27 protein-coding genes are annotated in these 25,418 nt (G+C 42.1%); all 27 read left to right on the top strand.

The window, feature by feature from the left end:
* Positions 1-21 precede the first annotated feature (21 nt).
* Positions 22-1,020, top strand: coding sequence for a flagellar motor switch protein FliM (gene fliM / locus AC0DBE_RS06470; RefSeq protein ID WP_003220879.1), 999 nt, complete (start codon positions 22-24; stop codon positions 1,018-1,020).
* The gene (gene fliY / locus AC0DBE_RS06465) at positions 1,010-2,146 is read left to right on the top strand and encodes a flagellar motor switch phosphatase FliY (protein ID WP_014113796.1); all 1,137 of its coding nucleotides are present in this window, start codon (positions 1,010-1,012) and stop codon (positions 2,144-2,146) included. Before fliM ends, fliY begins: the two co-directional genes overlap by 11 nt.
* Positions 2,147-2,171: 25 nt before the next feature.
* Positions 2,172-2,534: a chemotaxis protein CheY gene (cheY, locus tag AC0DBE_RS06460; RefSeq protein WP_003220882.1), complete on the top strand. Its 363-nt coding sequence runs from the start codon at positions 2,172-2,174 to the stop codon at positions 2,532-2,534.
* Between the two features lie 14 nt (positions 2,535-2,548).
* Positions 2,549-3,208 (top strand): flagella biosynthesis regulatory protein FliZ, encoded by a 660-nt coding sequence (fliZ, locus tag AC0DBE_RS06455; RefSeq protein ID WP_472961506.1) that lies wholly within the window; start codon positions 2,549-2,551, stop codon positions 3,206-3,208.
* Positions 3,201-3,866 (top strand): flagellar type III secretion system pore protein FliP, encoded by a 666-nt coding sequence (gene fliP / locus AC0DBE_RS06450; protein ID WP_003220886.1) that lies wholly within the window; start codon positions 3,201-3,203, stop codon positions 3,864-3,866. Before fliZ ends, fliP begins: the two co-directional genes overlap by 8 nt.
* Positions 3,867-3,880: 14 nt before the next feature.
* Positions 3,881-4,150, top strand: coding sequence for a flagellar biosynthesis protein FliQ (gene fliQ / locus AC0DBE_RS06445; RefSeq protein ID WP_014113798.1), 270 nt, complete (start codon positions 3,881-3,883; stop codon positions 4,148-4,150).
* A gap of 7 nt (positions 4,151-4,157) precedes the next feature.
* Complete coding sequence (gene fliR / locus AC0DBE_RS06440) at positions 4,158-4,937, top strand: flagellar biosynthetic protein FliR (RefSeq protein ID WP_014113799.1); 780 nt, start codon at positions 4,158-4,160, stop codon at positions 4,935-4,937.
* Complete coding sequence (flhB, locus tag AC0DBE_RS06435; RefSeq protein WP_014113800.1) at positions 4,937-6,019, top strand: flagellar biosynthesis protein FlhB; 1,083 nt, start codon at positions 4,937-4,939, stop codon at positions 6,017-6,019. Before fliR ends, flhB begins: the two co-directional genes overlap by 1 nt.
* A 32-nt stretch (positions 6,020-6,051) precedes the next feature.
* Positions 6,052-8,085, top strand: a complete 2,034-nt coding sequence (gene flhA, locus AC0DBE_RS06430; protein ID WP_014113801.1) for a flagellar biosynthesis protein FlhA — start codon at positions 6,052-6,054, stop codon at positions 8,083-8,085.
* Positions 8,085-9,185, top strand: a complete 1,101-nt coding sequence (locus tag AC0DBE_RS06425; protein WP_461720077.1) for a flagellar biosynthesis protein FlhF — start codon at positions 8,085-8,087, stop codon at positions 9,183-9,185. The genes flhA and AC0DBE_RS06425 overlap by 1 nt, the downstream gene beginning before the upstream one ends.
* Entirely contained in the window at positions 9,176-10,072 is an 897-nt protein-coding gene (flhG, locus tag AC0DBE_RS06420) for a flagellum location/number ATPase FlhG (protein WP_088884254.1), read from the top strand. The genes AC0DBE_RS06425 and flhG overlap by 10 nt, the downstream gene beginning before the upstream one ends.
* A 1-nt stretch (position 10,073) precedes the next feature.
* Entirely contained in the window at positions 10,074-11,144 is a 1,071-nt protein-coding gene (gene cheB, locus AC0DBE_RS06415) for a protein-glutamate O-methylesterase CheB (protein WP_014113804.1), read from the top strand.
* A 5-nt stretch (positions 11,145-11,149) separates the two neighbouring features.
* Positions 11,150-13,165, top strand: coding sequence for a chemotaxis protein CheA (gene cheA / locus AC0DBE_RS06410; protein WP_061187471.1), 2,016 nt, complete (start codon positions 11,150-11,152; stop codon positions 13,163-13,165).
* Positions 13,166-13,186: 21 nt separating this feature from the next.
* The gene (cheW, locus tag AC0DBE_RS06405; RefSeq protein WP_014113806.1) at positions 13,187-13,657 is read left to right on the top strand and encodes a chemotaxis protein CheW; all 471 of its coding nucleotides are present in this window, start codon (positions 13,187-13,189) and stop codon (positions 13,655-13,657) included.
* 18 nt (positions 13,658-13,675) lie between these two features.
* Positions 13,676-14,305: a CheY-P phosphatase CheC gene (cheC, locus tag AC0DBE_RS06400; RefSeq protein ID WP_003220907.1), complete on the top strand. Its 630-nt coding sequence runs from the start codon at positions 13,676-13,678 to the stop codon at positions 14,303-14,305.
* Positions 14,302-14,802, top strand: coding sequence for a chemoreceptor glutamine deamidase CheD (gene cheD, locus AC0DBE_RS06395; protein ID WP_003220909.1), 501 nt, complete (start codon positions 14,302-14,304; stop codon positions 14,800-14,802). Before cheC ends, cheD begins: the two co-directional genes overlap by 4 nt.
* Positions 14,803-14,824: 22 nt before the next feature.
* Positions 14,825-15,589, top strand: a complete 765-nt coding sequence (gene sigD, locus AC0DBE_RS06390; RefSeq protein WP_003220911.1) for an RNA polymerase sigma-28 factor SigD — start codon at positions 14,825-14,827, stop codon at positions 15,587-15,589.
* Positions 15,590-15,618: 29 nt separating this feature from the next.
* Positions 15,619-16,122, top strand: a complete 504-nt coding sequence (locus AC0DBE_RS06385; protein WP_242733277.1) for a Swarming motility protein SwrB — start codon at positions 15,619-15,621, stop codon at positions 16,120-16,122.
* A gap of 143 nt (positions 16,123-16,265) precedes the next feature.
* On the top strand, positions 16,266-17,006 hold the full coding sequence (gene rpsB, locus AC0DBE_RS06380; RefSeq protein WP_003220918.1) for a 30S ribosomal protein S2: 741 nt from the start codon (positions 16,266-16,268) through the stop codon (positions 17,004-17,006).
* 101 nt (positions 17,007-17,107) lie between these two features.
* Positions 17,108-17,989, top strand: a complete 882-nt coding sequence (gene tsf, locus AC0DBE_RS06375) for a translation elongation factor Ts (protein ID WP_222142835.1) — start codon at positions 17,108-17,110, stop codon at positions 17,987-17,989.
* A gap of 145 nt (positions 17,990-18,134) precedes the next feature.
* Complete coding sequence (gene pyrH / locus AC0DBE_RS06370; protein ID WP_003220923.1) at positions 18,135-18,857, top strand: UMP kinase; 723 nt, start codon at positions 18,135-18,137, stop codon at positions 18,855-18,857.
* 1 nt (position 18,858) lies between these two features.
* The gene (gene frr, locus AC0DBE_RS06365; protein ID WP_061187472.1) at positions 18,859-19,416 is read left to right on the top strand and encodes a ribosome recycling factor; all 558 of its coding nucleotides are present in this window, start codon (positions 18,859-18,861) and stop codon (positions 19,414-19,416) included.
* A 130-nt stretch (positions 19,417-19,546) separates the two neighbouring features.
* A complete protein-coding gene (locus tag AC0DBE_RS06360) occupies positions 19,547-20,329 on the top strand; it encodes an isoprenyl transferase (protein WP_014113809.1) in 783 nt (260 codons plus the stop codon).
* A gap of 3 nt (positions 20,330-20,332) precedes the next feature.
* The gene (gene cdsA, locus AC0DBE_RS06355; protein WP_079287750.1) at positions 20,333-21,142 is read left to right on the top strand and encodes a phosphatidate cytidylyltransferase; all 810 of its coding nucleotides are present in this window, start codon (positions 20,333-20,335) and stop codon (positions 21,140-21,142) included.
* 61 nt (positions 21,143-21,203) lie between these two features.
* A complete protein-coding gene (gene dxr / locus AC0DBE_RS06350) occupies positions 21,204-22,355 on the top strand; it encodes a 1-deoxy-D-xylulose-5-phosphate reductoisomerase (RefSeq protein ID WP_014113811.1) in 1,152 nt (383 codons plus the stop codon).
* A 6-nt stretch (positions 22,356-22,361) separates the two neighbouring features.
* Entirely contained in the window at positions 22,362-23,630 is a 1,269-nt protein-coding gene (gene rseP / locus AC0DBE_RS06345; RefSeq protein WP_072182690.1) for an RIP metalloprotease RseP, read from the top strand.
* 32 nt (positions 23,631-23,662) lie between these two features.
* The gene (gene proS, locus AC0DBE_RS06340; RefSeq protein ID WP_472961494.1) at positions 23,663-25,357 is read left to right on the top strand and encodes a proline--tRNA ligase; all 1,695 of its coding nucleotides are present in this window, start codon (positions 23,663-23,665) and stop codon (positions 25,355-25,357) included.
* Positions 25,358-25,418: the final 61 nt, after the last annotated feature.

Below are 25,418 nucleotides of genomic sequence, written 5' to 3'. Positions count from 1 at the left end.
CAGAATACGGAGGTGAGGAAAATGTCAGGAGAAGTTCTCTCCCAAAATGAAATAGATGCACTACTTTCTGCAATATCAACCGGTGAAATGGACGCTGAAGAGCTGAAAAAAGAAGAAAAAGAGAAGAAAGTGAAAGTTTATGATTTCAAACGTGCACTGCGGTTTTCAAAGGATCAGATCCGCAGTTTAACGAGAATTCATGACAATTTTGCAAGACTTCTTACTACTCACTTTTCTGCTCAGCTAAGGACCTATATTCACATATCTGTCAGCTCTGTTGACCAGGTCCCGTATGAGGAATTTATCAGATCCATCCCGAACATGACGATACTGAATCTATTTGATGTCCATCCGATGGAAGGCAGAATTATGATGGAGGTTAATCCGACAATTGCATATACGATGATGGATCGGGTAATGGGCGGAATTGGAATCAGTCATAATAAGGTTGACAGCTTGACAGAAATTGAAACAAAAATCATTTCTAATTTATTTGAAAATGCACTGGGAAATTATAAAGAAGCTTGGCAGTCAATTGCTGATATTGAACCGGAAATGACTGAGTTTGAAGTGAATCCGCAATTCGTTCAGATGGTATCACCTAATGAAACAGTCGTGGTAATCTCACTCAATACCCAAATCGGTGAAATCAGCGGTGTTATAAATCTTTGTATCCCGCATATCGTCCTCGAGCCGCTCATACCGAAGCTTTCAGTCCACTATTGGATGCAATCAGATAGAAATGAGCCAAAGCCTGAGGAAACAAAGTCGCTTGAAAAACGTATCATGACAGCACAAATACCTGTCGTGGCCGAGCTCGGCACATCTGAACTGACAATAGAAGAGTTTTTAAGTTTAGAAGTCGGAGACTGCATAACTTTGGACAAATCAGTCACGGATCCTCTTACTGTATTGGTCGGAGATAAGCCGAAATTTTTAGGACAAGCCGGCCGGGTGAATCGAAAACAGGCAGTGCAAATTTTAGATCACGACATAAGAGGTGAACAAGATGGAGAATAATAGATTATCTCAAGATGAGATTGACGCGCTTCTTAACGGCACAGGCAGCACGCCGGATGAGCCAGAGGTTCCGGAAGTACATGACTTATCGGAAATGGAGCGTGATGCGATCGGTGAAATCGGAAATATTTCATTCGGCAGTTCTGCGACAGCACTATCAACGCTTTTAAATCAAAAGGTCGATATTACGACTCCAAGTGTAACTGTCATTCCTAAAAGTAAAATCAGCGATGCGTTTCCTGAACCGTATGTAGCGATTGAAGTGAATTATACGGAGGGCTTCAGCGGCAGCAACCTGCTGGTCGTGGAACAAAATGACGCGGCCATCATTGCTGACTTAATGATCGGGGGAGACGGAAAAGGCGCCGACCCTTCACTGGGTGAAATCCATTTAAGTGCGGTTCAAGAAGCGATGAACCAAATGATGGGGTCGGCAGCTACATCAATGTCTACTGTATTCAGTAAAAAAATTGATATTTCACCGCCTCGGGTTGAATTGCTCGATGTTACTGAAGAAAAGGGAACTGACCGTATTCCTGATGATGAAATGCTGGTGAAAGTTTCTTTTAACTTAAAGGTGGGGGAATTAATAGACTCCAGCATTATGCAGCTTTACCCGCTGACATTTGCGAAAGATTTAATTTCAAGCCTTATGAATACAGGAAATACAGAGGAAGAAACAACGTCGCAGCCTGATGTTACATATGAGCAGCCGAAAGAGCCTGTGACGCCAGAGCCGCGTATTGAACCACAGCAACAGCAGCAGCCGCCAAAAAGGCAGGGAACACCGAAAAAAGCAGCGCCGGTTCAGGTTTCGCCGGTTGAATTTTCCGCGTTTGATCCAAACGAGGCTTCGCAAGCCCCTATTAACAATCTGGATATGCTTTTGGATATCCCGCTTTCGATCACTGTTGAGCTTGGCAGAACGAAGAGAAGCGTAAAAGAAATTTTGGAGCTTTCTGCCGGAAGTATTATTGAGCTTGATAAATTAGCCGGTGAGCCGGTAGATATTTTAGTTAATCAGCGTATCGTTGCCAAAGGCGAGGTCGTTGTCATTGAAGAAAACTTCGGAGTAAGAGTCACTGACATTTTAAGCCAGGCAGAGCGCATTAATAATTTAAAATAACGAAACACAAGGAGAGAGATAGATTATGGCACACAGAATTTTAATTGTAGATGACGCAGCATTTATGCGAATGATGATTAAAGATATTTTGGTGAAAAACGGTTTTGAAGTAGTAGCGGAAGCTGAAAACGGAGCACAGGCAGTAGAAAAATATAAAGAGCATTCTCCTGACCTCGTTACTATGGATATCACGATGCCAGAAATGGACGGTATTTCAGCATTAAAAGAAATTAAACAAATTGATGCACAGGCAAGAATCATTATGTGTTCTGCTATGGGACAGCAATCAATGGTTATCGATGCTATTCAGGCAGGCGCTAAGGATTTTATCGTAAAACCTTTCCAGGCGGACCGTGTGCTTGAAGCAATCAACAAAACATTAAGTTAAAGGGTGTACGACTGTTGAAAAAGAGTCAATATTTCATTGCTTTTATTTGTTTTTTCGTTTTATTCAGTGTACATCCGATTGCTGCTGCCGCGGCAGACTCTGATAATTCAACTGTAAACGAATGGTTTCAAAAGAAAGATGAAAAAACTGCAGATAAGTCAGAGCAAAAGGAAGAAAAAACAACACAAACTGCTGATGAGACGGAGGGAGCGGCTGCTCCTTCTGTCTCAGCTTTTGACTTTGTGAAGATGATTTTCGCTTTATTGTTTGTTGTCGTGCTGATTTACGGGCTGGTTAAGCTCATGAACAAAAGAAATCGGCTCCTAAAGCCTTTTCAATATGTTGAAAATATTGGCGGCACATCGGTCGGCCAAAACAGATCCGTCCAATTGATCAAAGTCGGAAAAAGTGTGCTCGTCGTCGGTGTAGGAGAGACGATCCAGCTGCTGAAAGAAATTGAGGATGAAAAAGAGATTGAAGTCATTCTCAGCCAGCATGAAGAGGCAATGTCAAGCAAAATAGAGTGGCAAAAGTTTGTGAAGCCGCTGAAGGGTTCTGAACATCAGTCGCAGCAAAAACTGCCTTCATTTTCAAAAGCATTAAAAGAGCAGCTTGAAGAGTTAAAACAAAACCGTTCTGAAGGAAAGAAGAAAGGCCCACGTCATCATGAATGAGTTTATAAATATTTTCAGTTCAAGCGATCCGGAAAACGTAAGTTCAACTGTTAAATTACTATTATTGTTAACTGTATTTTCAGTGGCGCCTGGAATATTGATTCTTATGACTTGTTTTACTCGCATCGTCATTGTTCTGTCATTTGTCAGGACTTCACTGGCGACGCAATCTATGCCGCCAAACCAGGTTCTTATCGGACTTGCGCTGTTTTTAACGTTTTTTATTATGGCTCCTACTTTTTCAGAGATTAATAAAGAAGCGCTGACCCCATTGATGGACAACAAAATCAGCTTGGACGAAGCGTATTCGAAAGCTGAAGAACCGATTAAAGAATTTATGAGTAAACACACAAGGCAGAAGGACCTGGCGCTGTTTATGAATTACGCGAAAATGGATAAACCCGAATCATTAAAGGATATTCCGCTTACAACAATGGTTCCCGCTTTTGCCATATCGGAGCTTAAAACAGCGTTTCAAATAGGTTTTATGATTTTTATTCCATTTTTAATTATAGATATGGTAGTAGCGAGCGTCCTAATGTCAATGGGAATGATGATGCTCCCTCCAGTTATGATTTCTCTGCCCTTTAAAATATTACTTTTTGTTTTAGTAGACGGCTGGTATTTAATTGTGAAATCTTTGCTTCAGAGCTTTTAGGGTAGGTGCTAAACGTGAGTTCAGAATTTGTAATTTCTATGGCGGAAAAAGCCGTATACGTAACGCTGATGATCAGCGCGCCATTACTGGCTATTGCTTTACTGGTCGGTTTAATCGTAAGTATCTTTCAGGCGACAACTCAAATCCAGGAACAGACTTTGGCGTTTATTCCAAAAATCGTGGCGGTTCTCCTAGCCCTGATTTTTTTTGGTCCATGGATGCTATCAACCATTCTTTCATTTACAACAGAGCTGTTTTCTAATTTAAATCGTTTTGCAGGGTAATGTAGAGATGAATTCGATTATTGATTTATTTCCTGCTTTTTTATTGGTTTTTATTAGAATCTCTGCTTTTTTTGTAACGATTCCGCTTTTCGGACACCGGAATGTGCCAGCTGTTCATCGTATTGGATTTGCTTTTTTTCTCGCGGTCATTTGTTTCAGTACCATTGATAAACCTCCCTCTTTGGAGATAGATGGGCAATATATGCTCTTGACGTTTAAAGAAGCTTTGGTTGGCCTTTGTCTAGGCTTAATTGCTTATATGATGATTGCTGCAGTACAGATTGCCGGCTCGTTTATTGATTTTCAAATGGGATTTTCAATTGCGAACGTTATTGATCCCCAAACAGGTGCACAAAGTCCGTTAATCGGCCAGTTTATCTATACGATGGCACTTTTGTTTATGCTGAGTGTCAATGCCCACCATTTGCTGCTGGACGGTATTTACTATAGCTTTCATTATATTTCAGTTGATCAGGCATTTCCGAATTTCGGCGATGAAAAGTTTGCTTATTTGATCGCGAAAAGCTTTAATGCGATGTTTATTATCGCTTTTCAAATGTCAGTGCCGGTTGTGGCCAGTTTGTTTCTTGTTGACTTAGCATTAGGTATCGTGGCTCGAACTGTTCCGCAATTAAATGTATTTGTGGTCGGTCTGCCTTTAAAGATCGCTGTCAGTTTCATCATGCTCATTGTGTGTATGTCCGTTATGTTCGTCGTTGTGCAGAATGTCTTCAGTTTAACGATTGAAACGATGCGGAATCTTTTAGCATTGGTCGGTGTTTCTTAATGAAGCTTAGAATTGACCTGCAGTTTTTTGCGGGAGAGAAGACAGAGAAAGCTACTCCGAAAAAACGGAAGGATACGCGAAAAAAAGGACAGGTAGCCAAAAGTTCGGATGTCAATACCGCCATTTCTTTACTAGTAGTATTCCTTTCATTTATTGCGATTGGTCCGTATATGAGAGACAGACTGCTGTCATTTATAGAAACATTTTATACCGAGTCGCTCACAATGAAGCTCTCAGAATCAAATGTTCATACACTGTTTATCAGCTTATTAAAGGATATGGGCATGATACTTGCACCGATTTTGCTTGTCGCTCTTGTTGCAGGGGTCGTCAGCAACTATATGCAGGTTGGGTTCTTGTTTTCTGCTGAAGTGATACAGCCTAAGCTTGAAAAGCTGGACCCGATCAAAGGCTTTAAACGAATATACAGTATGAGGGCGATTGTAGAGCTAATTAAATCCATATTGAAAATCACTGTTGTCGGTTTTGCGGCTTTCGCTGTGCTTTGGCTGCATTATGGGGAAATTCTCCGGCTCCCGCTCCTGACACCCGAAGAGGCACTTTCTTTTGTTTCGAAACTCACCTTGTGGATGGGGCTGAGCGGGGCAGGGGCTTTGTTGATACTTGCTGGTCTCGACTATTTATATCAGAGATTTGACTATGAGAAAAATATCAAAATGTCAAAGCAGGATATAAAAGATGAGTACAAAAAATCTGAAGGAGACCCGATTATCAAGTCAAAAATTAAACAAAGACAGCGGGAAATGGCGATGAGGCGGATGATGCAAGAAGTTCCCAAAGCAGATGTCATTATCACAAACCCGACCCACTATGCGATTGCCCTGAAATATGATGATGAAAAAATGGATGCTCCTTATATTGTTGCAAAAGGTGTCGACCACCTAGCGTTAAAAATCAGGAAAATTGCTAAAGAGCATGATGTCATGATGGTAGAAAACAGACCGCTTGCCCGTGCGTTATATGATCAGGTAGAAATTGACCAGGCGGTGCCGGAAGAATTTTTTAAAGTCTTGGCAGAAATTCTGGCTTACGTATATAAAACAAAACAAAAAGTATATTGAATTTTTCGAGTTAAAAGGAGAGAAAAAACAGCATGTCAACAAGAGATTTATCCGTTTTAATAAGTGTTGTCCTCATTGTGGCGATGCTGGTGATTCCATTTCCTCCATGGCTGTTAAGTATTTTGATCATTATTAATATTTCTCTTGCGTTGATCGTGCTTCTTACCACAATGAATATGCAGGAAGCGCTTCAGTTTTCGATTTTCCCGTCACTGTTGCTGCTTTTAACCTTATTTCGTTTGGGCTTGAACGTCTCAACTACCCGTTCAATTCTTTCACATGGTGAAGGAGGAAAAGTCGTCGAGACTTTCGGAAATTTCGTTGTCGGCGGAAATGTATTAGTTGGACTCGTTGTATTTATCATCCTTATTATTATTCAGTTTATCGTCATTACGAAAGGTGCTGAACGTGTTTCCGAAGTTGCAGCAAGGTTTACGCTGGACGCAATGCCGGGGAAGCAGATGAGTATTGATGCTGACTTAAACGCAGGGATGATTACCGAACAGGAAGCGAAGCACCGCCGCGAAAAAGTGGCAAGAGAAGCAGACTTTTATGGAGCAATGGACGGTGCCAGTAAATTTGTAAAAGGCGACGCGATTGCCGGAATCATCATTGTGATGATCAATATTATTTTTGGTATCGTGATCGGAATGCTTCAGCAGGGAATGTCCATTCAAGAGGCCGCTTCACAATTTACGATGCTGACTGTCGGGGATGGAATTGTTTCGCAAATTCCGGCGCTGTTAATTTCTACAGCTACGGGTATTGTCGTGACAAGAGCTGCCTCTGAAGGAAACTTAGGGCATGACATTACAGGTCAGCTGTTTGCTTATCCAAAGCTTTTATACGTCGCAGCATCTACGATTCTGCTTCTTGGTATTTTCACTCCGATTGGCATTTTTCTGACGGGGCCGCTTGCAGGGCTGCTTGCTTTCGGCGCTTATATGCTATCTAAATCAGGTAAGGAAAAAGAAGAAGTGGATGAGATTCTCGAAGAAGAGGCTGAGGTTGACGACCTTAAAAGCCCTGAAAGCGTTGTTCAGCTTCTGCACATCGATCCGATAGAATTTGAGTTTGGATATGGTCTGATACCGCTTGCTGATGCCAATCAAGGCGGTGATTTATTAGACCGAATTGTCATGATTCGCCGTCAGTTGGCTCTGGAACTTGGGCTTGTCATTCCTGTCGTGCGAATCAGAGACAATATAGCGTTGCAGCCAAATGAATACCGATTGAAAATTAAAGGCAACGAAGTAGCAAAAGGCGAGCTGTTGCTTGATCATTATTTAGCGATGTCGCCTACACCTGAAGACGATCTCATCGAAGGGATTGAAACAGTGGAACCGTCATTCGGACTGCCGGCCAAATGGATTAGCGAATCGGTAAAAGATGAAGCTGACATGCTTGGTTATACAGTTGTCGATCCTGCTTCAGTCGTTTCGACTCATATTACGGAGAAAATTAAGCAGTATGCCCACGAATTAATCGGAAGACAGGAGACGAAACAGCTGATCGACCACTTAAAAGAAACGTATCCAGTCCTTGTTGAAGAGGTTACGCCAAATCCGTTGTCTGTCGGTGATATTCAAAAGGTGCTGGCCAAGCTTTTAAAAGAAAAAGTTTCAATCCGAAACTTAGTAACGATTTTTGAAACGCTTGCTGACTATGGAAAATTAACAACAGATTCTGATCTTTTGACAGAGTATACAAGGCAGGCACTGGCAAAACAAATTACAGCCCAGTTTGCCAAAGAAAATGAAGTGTTGAAGGTTGTTACTTGTTCGGGTCGTGTAGAAAAGGCAATTGCAGATGGCGTTCAGCAAACGGAACACGGGAATTATTTGTCGCTTGAACCAGATGTTTCAGAAAGTATTGTACGCTCTGTCGCTAAAGAAGCCGAACAGCTGTCATTACGTCAGGAAACTGCGATTCTTCTCTGCTCGCCGCCTGTCAGAATGTATGTGAAACAGCTTCTGGAACGATACTTCCCTGATCTTCCGGTACTTTCTTATAACGAACTTGAGGCGAATGTTGAGGTACAAAGCATTGGAGTGGTGGATATTTGATGAAAATAAAAAAATTTACTGCTGCTTCAATGCAAGAAGCGGCACTTCTCATCAGAAAAGAGTTAGGTAATGAAGCGGTCATATTAAATTCGAAAAAAATTAAAAAGCGAAAATGGTTTGGACTCATCAATAAGCCTGCTGTTGAAGTAATTGCCGTATTGGATCAGGACTTTCTTGAAAACAAAACGCCTCAGAAAGCTGCTGAGCCGAAACAAACATTAAAAACTCCGGTCAGCAGTCCGAAAATAGAGGAGAGGATATATCCCCCTCAAACTCCGGCGCAACATGAGCCCGGTGATTTTTCAGTGTATCAATCTGTACTTCCTGAGCCGCTGCAAAAAGCAGAAAAGCTTTTGCAAGAAACGGGTATTAAAGAGTCAACGAAGACGAGCGCTCTGAAAAAATTGCTTCGATGCTCTGTGGAAGCGGGCGGTCTGACGGAAGAAAACGTGGTTGGCAAACTTCAGGATATACTATGCGATACGCTGCCTTCAGGAGACAAGTGGCAGGAGCCTATTCACTCAAAGTATATCGTGCTGTTTGGTTCAACAGGGGCAGGAAAAACAACTACGCTGGCTAAGCTCGCAGCCATATCTATGCTTGAAAAACAGAAAAAAATCGCTTTTATCACAACAGATACGTATCGGATAGCAGCTGTTGAACAGTTGAAAACATACGCCGAACTGCTGCAAGCTCCTCTGGAAGTTTGTTATACAAAAGAAGAATTCCAGCAGGCGAAGGAGTTATTTTCTGAGTATGATCATGTGTTTATTGATACAGCCGGAAGAAACTTCAAGGAGCAGCAATACATTGATGAATTGAAAGAAACGATTCCTTTTGAGAGTAGCATTCAGTCATTTCTCGTTTTATCCGCGACTGCAAAATATGAAGATATGAAGCATATTGTCAAACGGTTTTCATCCGTCCCTGTCAATCAGTTTATTTTTACGAAAATAGATGAGACTACTTCCTTAGGTTCTGTATTTAATATACTGGCAGAATCAAAAATAGGTGCCGGGTTTATAACGAACGGCCAGAATGTGCCGGAGGATATACAGACTGTATCTCCACTTGATTTTGTAAGGATGCTGTGCAGATGAACAGATTTGACCAAGCAGCAACTTTACGGGCGGAAATGGAAAAGCGTCAGCGTGTTCTGCCAATGGTTTATTCACAAAAAGCGAAGACACTTGCTGTCATCAGCGGCAAGGGCGGTGTCGGCAAATCCAATATTACTTTAAACATGGCCCTTGCCCTGCAGGATAAAGGTAAGAAGGTACTGCTTATTGATCTTGATATTGGGATGGGGAACATTGATATATTAATGGGAAACTCATCGTCCGCCACGATTATCGATGTATTAACCGATCGCAAGCCTTTGATGCAGTCATTATCCACTGGGCCAAAGGGTTTGCGGTATATATCAGGGGGAACCGGTCTGGATGTAATGTTTCAGCTGGATCAGAGAAAATGGGCGTTTTTTGCTAATGAGCTTTCTCATGCATTAAGCCAGTTCGACTATGTGCTGTTTGACATAGGAGCGGGCTTATCAAAAGATCAGCTGCCTTTTATTTTATCGGCAGAAGATATTTTGATCATAACAACTCCCGAACCGACGGCCATCATGGACGCATACAGCGCTGTCAAGCACTTGGTTTTGACAGAAAATAAACTTTCGATGAAGGTGGTTGTCAATCGGTGCCGTGATCAAAAGGAAGGGCTAGACGCCTTTACCCGCCTTTCCCGCACGATTCATATGTTTTTGGATGCTCAGGTTCAGTTTGCCGGTTCCGTTTCTGACGATGCGATCGTGAGCAAAGCAGTTGTCGAACAGGTTCCTTTTTTCATAAAAAGTCCTCAGGCAAAAGCCAGCCGGTCAGTCCGTGTTTTAGCGGACGCCTTGTTTGAAAGAGAAGAAACAAGACACAAAGAAGACAAACAGACATTTATTGAGAAATTATCTTCTTTTTTAATGAGGAGGGCTTAATTTGATTCGTGTGCTTGTAGTTGATGATTCAGCTTTCATGAGAAAAATGATAAGTGATTTTTTAACCGAGGAAAAGCAGATAGACGTAATCGGAACTGCGAGAAACGGAGAAGAAGCGCTTAAGAAGATTGAATTACTAAAGCCGGATGTTATTACTCTTGATGTTGAAATGCCGGTCATGAACGGGACAGACACACTGCGCAAAATTATCGAGATTTATAACTTGCCGGTCATCATGGTGTCAAGCCAGACAGAGAAAGGCAAAGAGTGCACAATTAATTGTTTAGAGATCGGCGCCTTTGACTTTATCACAAAGCCATCAGGCTCCATATCTCTGGATTTGTACAAAATTAAAGAACAATTAGTTGAGCGTGTCATCGCGGCTGGGCTTTCCGGCAAGCGGAAACATCCTGTTTCACAGGCAGTTCGGCCTGAACCTATAGTGCGTGCTGTAAAGCCTGAATTAAGCAAGCCGAAACCCGGCACAGGCAGACAAATTGTATGTATCGGCACATCAACAGGCGGTCCAAGGGCGTTACAAAAGGTGATACCGAAGCTCCCTAAGGATTTGAACGCACCAGTGGTTGTTGTTCAGCACATGCCTGAAGGTTTTACTGCTTCTTTGGCTGAGCGGCTGAATCATTTATCCGACATTCAAGTAAAAGAAGCAAAAGATGGTGAAGCAGCTCTTAACGGCTGTGTTTACATAGCACCGGGAGGAAAAAACATATCCGTTATTAAAAACAGCGGAGGACTCCAGATCGTGCTTGATAATCTCGATACGCCAAGCCGTCATAAACCATCAGCTGATTATTTATTCCGTTCTGTCGGTAAACTGGCAGACTATGAAAAAGTAGCGGTTATCATGACCGGAATGGGCAGTGACGGCACTGCCGGCTTAAAGGACATGCTTATGGCCGGCAATGTGAAAGCCATTGCGGAGTCTGAAGAATCTTGTGTCGTATATGGGATGCCGAAAGCAGCTGTTAAAGCGGGCCTCATCCATGAGATTAAACATGTGGAAGATATCGCAGCATCCATCACAAGCTGTGTGAAAAAAGAGAGGATGTGATTCAAATGGATATGAATCAGTATTTAGATGTCTTTATTGATGAGAGTAAAGAACATTTACAAACATGTAATGAAAAGCTTCTCCTTTTAGAGAAAGACCCGACTGACCTTCAGCTCGTTCATGATATATTCAGGGCTGCCCATACATTAAAAGGAATGAGCGCAACGATGGGCTATACCGACTTAGCACATCTAACCCATCTGCTTGAAAATGTGCTGGATGCAATCCGAAACGGAGACATGGCAGTTACCTCAGAATGGCTGGATATTTTGTTTGAAGCCCTGGATCACCTGGAAGCTATGGTTCAGTCTATTATTGACGGCGGGGATGGTAAAAGAGATATCTCAGAAGTGAGTGCCAAGCTTGATGTGAATGGTGCACACGCTGAAATGGCTGCCTCTGCGGAACCTGCAGAAGCACAGAATTCAATATCTGATTGGGAATATGACGAGTTTGAACGGACTGTCATACAAGAAGCGGAGGAGCAAGGTTTCAAACGATATGAAATCAAGATTTCTCTGAACGAAAACTGTATGTTAAAAGCAGTTCGTGTCTATATGGTGTTTGAAAAGCTTAATGAAGTCGGAGAAGTAGCCAAAACAATTCCAAGTGCGGAAGTGCTTGAAACAGAAGATTTCGGCACTGACTTTCAAGTTTGTTTCTTAACACATCAATCAGCGGAAGAGATTGAACAATTAATCAATGGCGTTTCAGAAATTGAGCATGTTGAAGTCATTCAAGGGGCTCCTTTAACATCAGCTGAAAAGCCGGCAGAATCTAAGCCGGCAGATTTACCAGCACCTGTACCTGTGAAGCAGGAGAAACAAAAACAGCCTGCTAAAAACGAAGAACAGGCGAAGCACACAGCCGGCGGATCTAAAACAATTCGTGTCAACATTGACAGACTTGATTCTTTAATGAACTTATTTGAAGAGCTTGTCATTGACCGCGGGCGACTCGAGCAGATTGCAAAAGAGCTTGAGCACAATGAACTGACTGAAACGGTTGAACGAATGACGAGAATTTCCGGAGATTTGCAATCGATTATTCTTAATATGAGAATGGTTCCAGTTGAAACCGTTTTTAACCGGTTCCCGAGAATGATTCGCCAGCTTCAAAAAGAGCTGAATAAAAAAATCGAACTCTCGATCATCGGTGCGGAAACTGAACTGGATCGAACAGTGATTGATGAAATCGGAGATCCTCTCGTTCACTTGATCAGAAACAGTATTGATCATGGTATCGAGTCGCCGGAAACACGTTTGCAAAAGGGAAAACCGGAATCAGGAAAGGTTGTGCTTAAAGCTTATCACAGCGGCAACCATGTCTTTATCGAAGTAGAGGATGACGGTGCAGGCCTTAATCGCAAAAAAATTCTCGAAAAAGCGCTTGAGCGCGGGGTCATTACGGAAAAAGAAGCTGAAACCTTAGAAGACAATGAAATTTACGAATTGATCTTTGCTCCAGGGTTCTCAACTGCTGATCAAATTTCTGATATTTCCGGCCGCGGTGTTGGACTTGATGTTGTAAAAAACAAACTGGAGTCTCTGGGCGGTTCAGTCAGTGTGAAATCTGCAGAAGGTCAAGGCTCTCTATTCAGCATCCAGCTTCCGCTTACCTTGTCCATTATTTCAGTTCTCCTAATCAAATTGGAAGAAGAGACATTTGCCATTCCAATTTCTTCAATCATTGAAACGGCAGTTATTGACAGAAAAGACATTTTGCAAACGCATGACCGTGAAGTGATTGACTTTAGAGGGCACATTGTCCCTGTCGTTTATTTAAAAGAAGAGTTTAAAATAGAAGATACAAGACAAGATGCGGAACAGCTCCATATCATTATCGTGAAAAAAGGCGATAAACCTACTGCGTTTGTGGTGGACTCCTTTATTGGCCAGCAGGAAGTTGTGCTGAAATCACTCGGAGATTATTTAACAAACGTCTTTGCAATTTCCGGAGCTACTATTTTAGGAGACGGAGAAGTAGCGCTCATTATTGATTGTAATGCACTGATTATTTAACCATTCGAGGAGGTGTCCCACATGACTGCAGAAATTAAAACAGGCGAAAAAATGATTGTCTTTATGGTAAATGGCAAAGAATATGCCATTTCCGTCACTCAGGTGAAATCAATTGAAAAATGGCAAAAACCAACGAGAGTGCCTGGCGTCGAACCATATATTTGCGGGGTAATCAATTTGCGCGGGGTAGTGACTCCGGTTATTGATTTAAGAAAGCGCCTGAATTTGCCAGAGTATGAAATTACCGATGAAACACGAATTATCATTATTGCTTATCGTGATACTGAAATCGGCTGGATAGTGGATGAAGCTAATGATGTGATTACCGTACACGAAAGTGAAATCGAATCCGCTCCAGAAAGCATCCAGAAAGATACGGATGTGTCGATCGAACAGATTGTGAAACAAGAGAACAGGCTCTTAAATATTATTGATGCGAACGCTGTTTTGGATAAAGAATCATCTCAGTCCGCTGTGCCCGATCAAGCTTAATCTTAAAGGGGTTATGACATGAGTATTTTTAATGGAATCAAAGAAGAGCAGATGGACATTTTGCGGGAAGTCGGCAATATAGGCGCCGGCCACTCCGCCTCTGCAATGGCCCAGCTGTTAAATAGAAAGATAGATATGGAAGTCCCGTTTGCAAAGCTGTTGTCTTTCGATGAGCTTGTCGATTTTTTCGGCGGCGCCGATATCCCGGTTGCCAGCATCTTTTTAAGAATGGAAGGCGATTTAACGGGCTCGATGTTCTTTATAATGCCTTTTTATCAGGCGGAGCAGTTTATCAGAGAGCTGATTGGAAACCCCGATTTTGATATAGAGGACTTAGGTGAAGATCATATGAGCTCATCCGCTTTGCATGAACTGGGCAATATTTTAGCAGGATCATATTTAACAGCCTTGGCGGATTTGACGAAACTCCAGCTTTATCCAAGTGTTCCTGAAGTTTCTTTGGACATGTTCGGCGCTGTGATCAGCGAAGGGCTGATGGAGCTAAGCCAGGTTGGAGAACACGCCATTGTTGTGGACACGTCAATTTTTGACCAAAGCCATCAGCAGGAGCTGAAAGCGCATATGTTTATGCTGCCGGACTATGATTCATTTGAAAAGCTCTTTGTCGCCTTGGGTGCATCATTATGAGTACAACTGAGGCTGTCGTTGTAAAGGTTGGAATTGCTGACGTGAAGATCGCCCGCTTCCCGGACACCATCAGGACCTCTGGGTTGGGATCATGTGTGGGACTGGTGCTTTATGATAAAGAAAAGCAGACGGCGGGGCTTGTTCATGTCATGCTTCCGGATTCGACGTTATCGAAAACTGCCGAACTCAATCGGGCTAAGTATGCTGACACAGCCGTAAAGACCACGATTGATATGCTGATAGAAGCGGGATGCCGGAAATTTGCATTAAAAGCAAAGCTGGCTGGCGGATCAGAGATGTTTAAATTTAAATCAACAAATGATTTGATGAAGATAGGACCGAGAAATGTATTAGCGATAAAGGAACAGCTGTCTTTATATAATATTCCTATTATTAGTGAAGATACGGGCGGCTCAAGCGGCCGGACGATAGAATTTGAACCGAAGTCCTGCATGCTGCATATTCGAACTGTTAAACAAGGTGAAAAAACGATTTAATTAAGGTATTAGGGGGATAACAATGCAATCCTTGAATTATGAAGATCAGGTGCTTTGGACGCGCTGGAAAGAGTGGAAAGATCCTAAAGCCGGTGACGATTTAATGCGCCGTTACATGCCGCTTGTTACATATCATGTAGGCAGAATTTCTGTCGGACTGCCGAAATCAGTGCATAAAGACGATCTTATGAGCCTTGGTATGCTTGGTTTATATGATGCCCTTGAAAAATTTGACCCTAGCCGGGACTTAAAATTTGATACCTACGCCTCGTTTAGAATTCGCGGCGCAATCATAGACGGGCTTCGTAAAGAAGATTGGCTGCCCAGAACCTCACGTGAAAAAACAAAGAAGGTTGAAGCAGCAATTGAAAAGCTTGAACAGCGCTATCTTCGGAACGTATCGCCCGCAGAAATTGCAGAGGAACTCGGAATGACGGTACAGGATGTCGTGTCAACAATGAATGAAGGTTTTTTTGCAAATCTGCTGTCAATTGATGAAAAGCTCCATGATCAAGATGACGGTGAAAACATTCAGGTCATGATCAGAGATGACAAAAATGTTCCGCCTGAAGAAAAGATTATGAAGGATGAACTGATTGCACAGCTTGCTGAAAAAATTCACGAACTCTCTGAAAAAGAACAGCTGGTTGTCAGTTTGTTCTACAAAGAGGAGTTGACATTGACAGAAATCGGACAAGTATTAAATCTTTCTACGTCCCGCATATCACAGATTCATTCAAAGGCACTTTTTAAATTAAAGAATCTGCTGGAAAAAGTGATTCAATAATGAATTTCAATGGTTAGCGAGTGAAAAACATGTCAACACTATTATGGCTTTTAAGCTTTACGCTCCACGGCGTTCTTCTGTACGCTGTCATTATCCTGTATATGAGACTCGCAGCTGTGAAAGAAACAGAAAAACAGCAAAAGAAATTACTTGAAGAGACGGAAAACACCTTGGCAGCATTTCTTCTTGAATTAAAAGAAGAAAATGAGAAACTGATAGAAAATACCGGTTCACCTTCAAGTCAAGCGGAAGAAGAAACCCAAAAGCCAGACCTTCGGCACTCTGAAAAAGATTCAGAGCAGGGTACAGTTCAAGAAGAAGAGAATCTTCTTGAACATATTGAAGGGCTGATTACTGAAGTTGAGCGTCAGGAAGAGAGGGTAAACAGCAATGCCCAATCATTTGAAGACCAGGTCATAGCATTATATGAGCAGGGGTATTCGGCCAATCAAATTGCTCAGAAACTGAAGAGCGGAAAGACAGAAATCGAGCTGTTTTTAAAATTTCGCTCCAAAGGTGTAAAGGATTCTTGATTGTCGGATAAAGCTGTGTTATATTATGTCTTGGTGTTAAATACACACGCTTAACGATTTATGCAGAGGGTGCTGCAGGCGGCAGTTCTGCACAAAAATGACCTAAGCGGAGGAAAAAAACCATTATATTAGGAGGAAATAACATGTCAGTCATTTCTATGAAGCAATTGCTTGAAGCTGGTGTTCACTTCGGTCACCAAACACGCCGTTGGAACCCAAAAATGAAGCGTTACATTTTCACGGAGCGTAACGGAATCTACATCATTGACCTTCAAAAAACAGTCAAAAAAGTAGAGGAAGCTTACAACTTCACTAAAAATCTTGCTGCTGAAGGCGGGAAAATCCTTTTCGTCGGAACAAAAAAACAAGCTCAAGATTCTGTTAAAGAAGAAGCTCAGCGCTCTGGCATGTACTATGTCAACCAACGCTGGTTGGGCGGTACATTAACAAACTTTGAAACAATCCAAAAACGTATTAAACGTCTTAAAGACATTGAAAAAATGCAAGAAAACGGTACGTTTGATGTACTTCCTAAAAAAGAAGTCGTTCAATTGAAAAAAGAATTAGAGCGTCTTGAAAAATTCCTAGGCGGAATTAAAGATATGAAGGATCTTCCTGATGCATTATTCATCATCGATCCTCGTAAAGAGCGCATCGCTGTTGCGGAAGCTCGCAAATTAAACATCCCTATCATCGGTATCGTAGATACTAACTGTGATCCAGATGAAATCGATGTTGTAATCCCAGCGAACGATGACGCTATCCGCGCTGTTAAACTTCTAACTTCTAAAATGGCAGATGCAATCTTAGAAGCGAAGCAAGGCGAAGAAGAAGCGGAAGTTGCTGAAGAAACTGCACCAGAAACAGAAACAACAACTGCGTAACCTATTCAAAAGGTGATAAGAGGGACTGCCTTTTATCACCTTTTTTCAAGAAAAATGTGTAATATACATACTCTTGTTTTAACATATAAGGAGGAATACAAATGGCAATTACTGCACAGCAAGTAAAAGAACTGCGTGAAAAAACTGGCGCGGGCATGATGGATTGTAAAAAAGCGTTAACTGAAACTGACGGAGATATGGACAAAGCAATTGACCTTTTAAGAGAAAAAGGGATTGCGAAAGCAGCGAAAAAAGCTGACCGTATCGCGGCAGAAGGTTCTACTCTTATTAAAACTGACGGCAACAAAGGCGTTATCTTAGAAGTAAACTCTGAAACTGACTTCGTTGCGAAAAACGAAGGCTTCAAAGAACTTCTTAACACTTTAGCTGACCACCTTCTTGCAAATACTCCAGCAGATGTTGAAGAAGCAATGGGTCAAAAAATGGAAAATGGCTCTACTGTTGAAGAGTACATCACTAGTGCAGTTGCTAAAATTGGTGAGAAAATCACTCTTCGCCGCTTTACAGTTCTTACAAAAGACGACAGCTCTGCTTTCGGTGCTTACCTTCACATGGGCGGCCGCATCGGCGTATTAACTGTTCTAAACGGTACAACTGACGAAGAAACTGCGAAAGATATCGCAATGCACGTTGCTGCGGTTAACCCTCGTTACATTTCTCGTGATCAAGTATCTGAAGAAGAAAGAAATCATGAGCGTCAAATCTTAACTCAGCAAGCCCTTCAAGAAGGTAAACCTGAAAACATCGTAGCGAAAATGGTTGAAGGCCGTCTGAACAAATTCTTCGAAGAAATTTGTCTTTTAGACCAAGCGTTCGTTAAAAACCCAGATGAAAAAGTGAAACAAGTGGTTGCAGCGAAAAACGCAACTGTTCAAACTTATGTACGCTATGAAGTTGGAGAAGGCATCGAAAAACGTCAAGAAAACTTTGCTGAAGAAGTAATGAACCAAGTGAAAAAATAATGGCGAAAAGATTTCGCGGCCAAGTCGCGTCTTTTCAGGCAGTATAGGGGACACACTTTGTGTTCCCTATTTTTAAAACTATATTTACAAACCTTTTTTTCTCTTGCATAATAGAAAACGGCAATGTTTACACTTGGAGGTTATCATGGAAAAACCAAAATACAAACGTATCGTATTAAAGCTTAGCGGGGAAGCATTGGCAGGAGAACAGGGAAACGGAATTAACCCAACTGTCATTCAATCCATTGCAAAGCAAGTGAAAGAAATCGCTGAGCTTGAAGTCGAAGTGGCTGTTGTAGTAGGCGGCGGCAACTTATGGCGCGGAAAAACAGGAAGTGACCTGGGCATGGACCGTGCAACTGCTGACTATATGGGAATGCTGGCGACAGTTATGAATTCGCTTGCTCTTCAAGACAGCTTGGAAACACTCGGAATCCAGTCCAGAGTGCAAACATCCATTGAAATGAGACAAGTTGCTGAACCGTACATAAGAAGAAAAGCGATACGCCACTTAGAGAAAAAACGTGTCGTTATTTTCGCTGCGGGTACAGGAAACCCATATTTCTCAACTGATACGACAGCTGCACTGCGGGCTGCTGAAATTGAAGCAGACGTTATTTTAATGGCTAAAAATAATGTTGACGGTGTGTATAATGCTGATCCTAGAAAAGATGAATCAGCTGTTAAGTATGAATCACTTTCTTATCTTGACGTTCTTAAAGACGGCCTGGAAGTCATGGATTCAACAGCATCATCTTTATGCATGGATAATGACATTCCGCTTATCGTCTTTTCTATTATGGAAGAAGGAAACATCAAACGTGCCGTTATCGGTGAATCAATCGGAACGATCGTGAGGGGGAAATAACGTGTCAAAAGAAGTATTAACTCAAACAAAAGAAAAAATGGAAAAAGCAATTACTGCTTATCAACGTGAATTGGCTACTGTACGCGCAGGGCGTGCAAATCCATCTCTATTAGATAAAGTAACGGTTGAATATTACGGAGCACAGACACCTTTAAATCAGCTGTCTTCTATTAACGTGCCTGAAGCTCGTATGCTCGTTGTAACGCCATACGACAAATCAGCAATCGGCGATATCGAAAAAGCGATTTTAAAAGCTGATTTAGGTATTACGCCAACAAGTGACGGCAATATGATTCGAATTGCGATTCCGGCGTTAACGGAAGAAAGACGGAAAGAATTAGTGAAAGTTGTAAAAAAATATGCTGAAGACGCGAAAGTAGCTGTCCGTAACGTTCGCCGTGATGCTAACGATGATCTCAAAAAACTTGAGAAAAACGGAGACATTACTGAGGATGAACTGCGTGCTTCAACTGAAGACGTTCAAAAACTGACAGATGAATATGTGTCAAAAATTGACAGTGTCACAAAAGACAAAGAAAAAGAAATCATGGAAGTTTAATGAAAAACTATGTACAATAGATAATAGTGAAAAGACCCTCTCATGTTTACAGGGGGTTTTTTTGTTAATACTGTTGATTACATTGATTATCAGCAGGGAATGCAACCTTTTTGGGTGACGGAGGAATCTCATGCTCAACATACTCAAAAATTGGAAGAATCAGCAAACTGCGGCTTCCAACTTAGAACGTTATACAAAAGAAGACATACTTAAGGGAGAAATTCCCGAACACATCGCCATTATCATGGATGGAAATGGCCGTTGGGCTAAAAAACGCTCTCTTCCCCGAATTGCAGGCCACCATGAAGGGATGAAGGTGGTAAAAAGGACAACGAAGCTTGCAAATGAATTAGGTGTAAAAGTACTGACATTGTATGCATTTTCAACAGAAAACTGGAAGAGGCCGAAAATGGAAGTCGATTTTTTAATGAAGCTTCCGGAAGAATTTTTGAATACGTATCTTCCAGAGCTTGTTGAGGAAAATGTACAGGTTCGGATCATTGGAGATGAAACGGCTTTGCCGGCACACACATTACGTGCGATTGAAAAGGCAGTACAGGATACGGCACAAAACGACGGAATGATTCTTAATTTCGCTCTCAATTATGGAGGCCGTACTGAAATTGTTGCTGCTGCAAAAACACTCGCGGAAAAAGTGAAGGATGGCTCTTTGAATATTGAAGACATTGATGAATCGCTTTTTTCTAATTATTTAATGACTGAATCTTTGCAGGATCCTGAACTTTTAATTCGAACGAGCGGCGAGATTAGACTGAGCAATTTTATGCTATGGCAGGTTGCCTACAGTGAATTTGTCTTTACTGACGTCTTGTGGCCTGACTTTAAAGAAGATCACTTCTTACAGGCTTTAGGAGAATATCAGCAGAGAGGCCGGAGGTTTGGCGGAATTTAGAGGATGGTGGACATGAAACAAAGAATTTTGACAGGTGTTCTGGCAGCAATTGTATTTTTATTTTTGGTTATTGTCGGGAAATTGCCGTTCACCATATTAATTTATGCTATGGGCAGTGTGGCGCTTTTTGAACTTTTACGGATGAAAAAGCTGAAGCTGGTTTCACTGCCGGGTTTGATCGGTCTTTTATTATTGTGGATGTTCTTATTGCCAAGCCAGTATTCGTTTTTTGAAGCGAACGGTATTTCAAAAATGGAAATCGCTTTGTTTGCGGTACTGCTTTTGCTGACTTACACAGTGTTGGTGAAAAACACCTTTACTTTTGATGAAGTCGGTTTTATTACGCTGGCAGCAATTTACATCGGAATGTGTTTTCATTATTTTATAGAAATCAGAAATATTGACCAATACGGATTAACATACATTTTTTACGCGTGTGTTGTGATTTGGTCCACTGATTCCGGTGCATATTTTGTCGGGAAAGCGCTTGGTAAGCGAAAACTGTGGCCTGAAATCAGTCCGAATAAAACAGTGGAAGGATTTGTAGGTGGAATTGTTATCGCGCTTGTATTGGCGACGATTTTTCAGCTTGTTGCACATCTTCCGGTCCCGTATATCTATCTGCTGTTGATCACGCTGTTTTTGTCTGTTTTCGGACAACTTGGAGATTTAGTGGAATCCGCCTTAAAAAGACATTACGATGTAAAGGATTCTGGGAAGATTCTTCCCGGGCATGGCGGTATCTTAGACCGTTTTGACAGTTTCTTGTTTGTCATGCCTTTCTTGTACTTTCTGCTTGCCCTTTTTTCATAAAAAAGTCTAATATGAATATAAGACTGATCATGCAGCAAAAAGAATAGGAGTAGTGGCAACTTTGAAAAATATTTGTCTTTTAGGAGCAACAGGATCAATCGGCGAACAGACACTTGACGTACTTCGTACACATCAAGATCAATTTCAGCTGGTATCTATGTCGTTTGGCAGAAATATTGATAAGGCCGTTCCAATGATAGAGGCCTTTCAGCCGAGGTTTGTCTCTGTCGGTGATCTGGATACATATCATAAATTAAAACAAATGTCTTTTTCTTTTGAATGCCAAATTGGGCTGGGAGAAGAGGGACTGATAGAAGCAGCAGTGATGGAGGAGGTTGACATCGTTGTCAACGCCTTGCTTGGAAGTGTCGGTCTCATCCCGACGTTAAAGGCAATTGAACAGAAAAAAACAATCGCGCTTGCAAATAAGGAAACTCTTGTCACTGCAGGGCATATAGTAAAAGAACACGCTAAGAAATACGATGTTCCGCTGCTGCCTGTTGACAGTGAGCATTCGGCCATTTTTCAAGCGCTACAAGGCGAACAGGCTAAAAACATTGAACGCCTCATCATTACGGCATCCGGCGGAAGTTTTCGAGACAAGACGCGGGAGGAGCTCGAATCAGTAACGGTTGAGGACGCATTAAAACATCCAAATTGGTCAATGGGTGCAAAAATTACGATTGATTCGGCTACAATGATGAATAAGGGGTTAGAGGTGATCGAGGCGCATTGGCTTTTCGATATACCATATGAACAAATTGATGTGGTTTTACATAAGGAGAGCATCATCCATTCAATGGTTGAGTTTCATGACAAAAGTGTGATCGCACAGCTCGGAACTCCGGATATGAGGGTTCCAATTCAATATGCGCTCACTTACCCTGACCGGTTGCCATTACCTGATGCGAAAAGGCTTGAATTATGGGAAATCGGCAGCCTCCATTTTGAGAAAGCTGATTTTGACAGGTTCCGATGCTTACAATTTGCTTTTGAATCAGGTAAAATAGGAGGAACAATGCCGACAGTGCTAAATGCGGCAAATGAAGTAGCTGTCGCTGCCTTTTTAGCCGGCAAGATACCGTTTTTGGCTATTGAAGACTGTATCGAAAAGGCATTATCTCGCCATCAGTTAATGAAAAAACCGAGCCTGGCGGACATTCAAGAAGTGGACAAAGATACCCGGGGATACGTCAATTCAATACTCACATAAGGTGGTATGTTCGTGAATACAGTTATAGCGTTTATCATTATTTTTGGAACGCTCGTTTTCTTCCATGAACTGGGCCATTTATTGCTAGCCCAAAGAGCGGGAATTCTCTGCCGTGAATTTGCGATCGGATTCGGTCCAAAGATTTTTTCTTTCAAAAAAAATGAAACAGTTTATACGATCAGGCTCCTTCCAGTCGGCGGATTTGTCCGTATGGCCGGCGAAGATCCGGAAATGATTGAGGTGAAACCTGGTTACACGGTCGGGCTTCTGTTTAATAAAGAAGATCAAGTTGAGAAAGTCATCATCAATCAAAAGGAAAAATACCCGGATGCTTTAGTCATCGAAGTGGAAACAGCGGATTTAGAGCATGACATGAAGATCACCGGCTATGAACAGGGGAAAGAGGATGAGCTTTCCAGCTTTACTGTCAGCGAAACATCCTTTTTCATTGTAGACGGAGAAGAAGTGCAGATTGCGCCGTATAATCGCCAATTTGGTTCCAAACCAGTGTGGCAGCGGATTAAAGCGATTGCTGCAGGGCCGATTATGAACTTTATTTTAGCTTACGTCATTTTAGTGATGCTTGGGCTGATTCAAGGTGTACCGTCTAATGAGCCTATGCTCGGGCAGCTGACAGACAATGGACGGGCGGCCGAAGCAGGGCTAAAAGAAGGGGATTATATCCAAAGCATTAACGGAGAGAAAATGAGGTCTTGGACTGACATTGTCTCCGCTGTAAAAGAAAATCCGGAAAAAGAAATGGATGTTGCGGTAAAAAGAGATAACAAAACGCTTCATATTGCAGTGACTCCGGAAGCTGTGAAAGATGAGAACAAAAAAACAATCGGACGTTTCGGTTCCTATGCGCCGACTGAAAAAGGTGTTCTCTCAGCAGTTGCTTACGGCGCGACATCAACAGTTGATGTCACCAAAGCCATTTTAACCAACTTAAGCAAATTAGTAACTGGCCAATTTAAACTTGATATGCTTTCAGGTCCTGTCGGCATATATGACATGACAGACCAAGTGGCGAAAACAGGGTTAGTGAACTTATTCCAGTTTGCTGCGTTTCTAAGCATTAACCTTGGGATTGTCAACCTGCTTCCAATTCCGGCACTTGACGGAGGAAGACTGTTATTTCTATTTATTGAAGCGATTCGGGGCAAACCGATTAACAGGGAAAAAGAAGCATTTGTTGTGTTTATCGGGGTAGCTTTCTTAATGCTTCTTATGCTGGTCGTCACATGGAACGATATCCAGCGGCTGTTCTTGTAAACGAAAAGTAAATCAATCAGAGGTGCGAAGAAATGAGACAAAGCTTGACGCTTATTCCTACGCTCCGTGAAGTTCCAGCTGATGCCGAAGCAAAAAGTCATCAGCTTCTTCTGAGAGCAGGATTTATCAGACAGAATACGAGCGGGGTATACAGCTATATGCCTCTTGCGTATAAGGTGATTCAAAACATTCAGCAGATTGTTCGGGAAGAAATGGAGAAAATAGATGCCGTAGAAATGCTTATGCCCGCATTGCAGCAGGCTGAGACATGGCAGGAATCAGGCAGATGGTATACGTATGGTCCTGAACTGATGAGACTAAAAGACCGTCATGGCCGTGAATTTGCTTTAGGGGCAACGCATGAAGAAGTCATCACTTCACTTGTTCGCGATGAGGTTAAATCTTATAAGCGTCTCCCTCTGACTCTGTATCAAATCCAGTCTAAGTTCAGAGATGAAAAACGTCCTCGCTTTGGTTTGTTAAGAGGGCGCGAATTTATTATGAAGGATGCGTATTCTTTCCATGCATCTGAAGAGAGCCTCAATGAAACGTATCAAAAAATGTACGAGGCCTATTCTAATATTTTTGCCCGCTGCGGCATTAATGTAAGACCTGTCATCGCCGATTCAGGCGCAATGGGAGGAAAGGATACGCACGAGTTTATGGCACTTTCTGCAATCGGTGAGGATACAATTGCGTATTCTGATGAATCACAATATGCGGCTAATATCGAAATGGCTGAAGTTCTTTATCAAGAAGTCCCTTCTGATGAAGAGCCTAAAGCTTTAGAGAAAGTCCACACGCCTAACGTGAAAACAATTGAAGAACTGACTGCGTTTTTACAGGTTTCCGCTGAAACCTGCATTAAATCGGTTTTGTTTAAAGCAGATGACCGTTTTGTCTTAGTGCTTGTAAGAGGCGACCATGAAGTCAACGATATTAAAGTGAAAAACTTGCTTCATGCAGAAGTTGTGGAGCTTGCCACACATGAAGAGGTCATTCAGCAGCTCGGAACAGAGCCAGGCTTTGTCGGCCCTGTCGGTGTCAATCAAGATGTTGAAGTATATGCCGATCATGCTGTGAAAGCAATGGTCAATGCTGTTGCCGGTGCGAATGAAGAAGATCATCATTATAAAAATGTCAACGTGAACCGTGACGCGCAAATTAAAGAATTTGCCGATCTTCGTTTTATTAAAGAAGGCGACCCTTCACCAGACGGTAAAGGCACGATCCGTTTCGCGGAAGGAATCGAGGTCGGACAAGTCTTTAAGCTCGGAACACGCTATTCAGAAGCGATGAATGCGACATACTTAGACGAAAACGGACGCGCGCAGCCAATGCTGATGGGCTGTTACGGAGTAGGTGTGTCAAGAACGCTTTCTGCTATTGCTGAACAGCATCACGACGAAAAAGGATTAATATGGCCAAAAAGTGTTGCACCGTACGATCTTCATATTCTTGCTTTGAACATGAAAAACGATTCGCAAAGAGAGCTTGCTGAAAAGCTGTATGCCAATTTAAAAGCAGAGGGCTATGAAGTGCTCTATGACGATCGTGCTGAACGCGCAGGCGTAAAATTCGCTGATTCAGATCTAATCGGCCTTCCAATCCGCATCACTGTCGGAAAACGTGCAGACGAAGGAATTGTCGAAGTGAAAATCCGTCAAACGGGTGAGTCAACTGAGGTTTCAGTAGATGAATTATCTGCTTTTATCAGCAAGCAGTAATCACCATAACGATTTAGCAAAAAACATGTTAAAATAGAAATAATAGAAGGTACCTCATTGC

The organism is Bacillus sp. VA15, assembly GCF_055721145.1.
The sequence above is the reverse complement of the archived record's forward strand: the minus strand, read 5'-3'. Positions and strand labels throughout refer to the sequence as shown.